Origin of the sequence: Burkholderia sp. BCC1977 (assembly GCF_905339595.1) — a bacterium.
Classification (GTDB): Bacteria; Pseudomonadota; Gammaproteobacteria; order Burkholderiales; family Burkholderiaceae; genus Burkholderia.
On record NZ_CAJPGQ010000114.1, the window covers coordinates 1 to 2,209 of the forward strand.

Here is a 2,209-nt window from a genome sequence, read left to right on the forward strand (position 1 = left end):
GACCAACACCGCGATCAATACACTGTCGACGTCCACGTCGACGGGGCTCTCGTCGGCCAGCAGCGCGATTACGTCACTGTCCACGTCGACTTCGACCGGTATCAGCTCGCTGTCGACGGCGGTGTCGTCGTCGGCCAGTTCGATATCGTCGCTGTCGACGGGTCTGAGTTCGACCAATAGCTCGGTGACTTCGCTGTCTACTTCGGCTTCGACGGGCATTTCTTCGGCTAATAGCTCGATCTCGTCACTGTCCACTTCGACCTCGACCAGCGTCAGCTCGTTGTCCACGGGTCTCAGCTCGACCAACAGCTCGGTGACTTCGCTGTCGACTTCGGCTTCGACGGGCATTTCGTCGGCTAATAGCTCGATCTCGTCACTGTCCACGTCGACTTCGACCAGCGTCAGTTCGTTGTCCACAGGTCTCAGTTCGACCAACAGCTCGGTGACTTCGCTGTCGACTTCAGCTTCAACCGGTATTTCGTCGGCCAATAGCTCGATCTCGTCACTGTCCACGTCGACTTCGACCAGCGTCAGTTCGTTGTCCACGGGTCTCAGCTCGACCAACAGCTCGGTGACTTCGCTGTCGACTTCGACGTCGACCGGTATTTCTTCGGCCAACAGCTCGATCTCGTCACTGTCCACGTCGACTTCGACCAGCGTCAGTTCGTTGTCCACCGGCCTCAGCTCGACCAATAGCTCGGTCGCCTCGCTGTCGACTTCGACGTCGACCGGCCTGTCCTCGGCTAACAGCTCGATCAGTTCGCTGTCCACGTCGACTTCGACCAGCGTCAGCTCGTTGTCCACCGGCCTCAGCTCGACCAATAGCTCGGTCGCCTCGCTGTCGACTTCGACGTCGACGGGGCTGTCGTCAGCCAACAGCTCGATCTCGTCGCTGTCCACGTCGACCTCGACCGGCATCAGCTCGTTGTCGACCGGCCTCAGCTCGACCAATAGCTCGGTCGCGTCGCTTTCGACTTCGACGTCGAGCGGCCTCTCGTCGGCCAACAGTTCGATCTCGTCACTGTCCACGTCGACTTCGACCAGCGTCAGTTCGTTGTCCACCGGCCTCAGCTCGACCAACAGCTCGGTGACTTCGCTGTCGACTTCGGCTTCGACGGGCATTTCGTCGGCCAACAGCTCGATCTCGTCGCTGTCCACGTCGACCTCGACCGGCATCAGCTCGTTGTCGACCGGCCTGAGCTCGACCAATAGCTCGGTCGCGTCGCTTTCGACTTCGACGTCGACGGGGCTGTCGTCAGCCAATAGCTCGATCAGCTCGCTGTCGACCGGCCTCAGCTCGACCGATAGCTCGGTCGCCTCGCTGTCGACCTCCACATCGACGGGGCTCTCATCGGCCAACAGCTCGATCTCGTCCCTGTCCACCTCGACCTCGACCAGCGTCAGCTCGTTGTCCACCGGCCTCAGCTCGACCGATAGCTCGGTCGCCTCGCTGTCGACCTCCACGTCGACGGGTCTGTCGTCGGCCAACAGCTCGATCTCGTCGCTGTCCACCTCGACCTCGACCGGTATCGGCTCGCTGTCGACCGGCCTCAGCTCGACCGATAGCTCGGTTGCATCGCTGTCGACCTCCACATCGACGGGGCTTTCATCGGCCAACAGCTCGATATCGTCTCTGTCCACCTCGACCTCGACCAGCGTCAGCTCGTTGTCCACCGGCCTGAGCTCGACCAATAGCTCGGTCGCCTCGCTGTCGACCTCCACGTCGACGGGCTTGTCGTCGGCGACCAGCTCGATCTCGTCGCTGTCCACGTCGACCTCGACCGGTATCAGCTCGCTGTCCACTGGCCTCAGCTCAACCGATAGCTCGGTCGCCTCGCTGTCGACTTCGACGTCGACCGGCCTCTCGTCGGCCAACAGCTCGATCAGCTCGCTGTCTACGTCGACTTCGACGGGGATCAACTCGCTGTCAACCGGCCTCAGCTCGGCCAACAGCTCGATCTCGTCCCTGTCCACCTCGACTTCGACCAGTGTCAGCTCGCTGTCCACCGGTCTCAGCACGATCACCACCACCACCAATAATCTCGGCAATAGCACGGCCGCGGCACTCGGCGGTGGCGCAACCTACAACTCGGCAACCGGCACGATCTCCGCACCGTCGTACACCATGTACAACGCGAACGGCACGACGTCTACCGCCAACAGCGTCGGTGCGGCAATCGACAGCATCAACAGCCAGGGCATCAAGTAC

1 pseudogene is annotated in these 2,209 nt (G+C 61.7%); it reads left to right on the forward strand.

Annotated features, from left to right (window positions below):
* A pseudogene (locus U5771_RS34915) lies at positions 1-2,209 on the forward strand (cell surface protein); the annotation flags it as partial.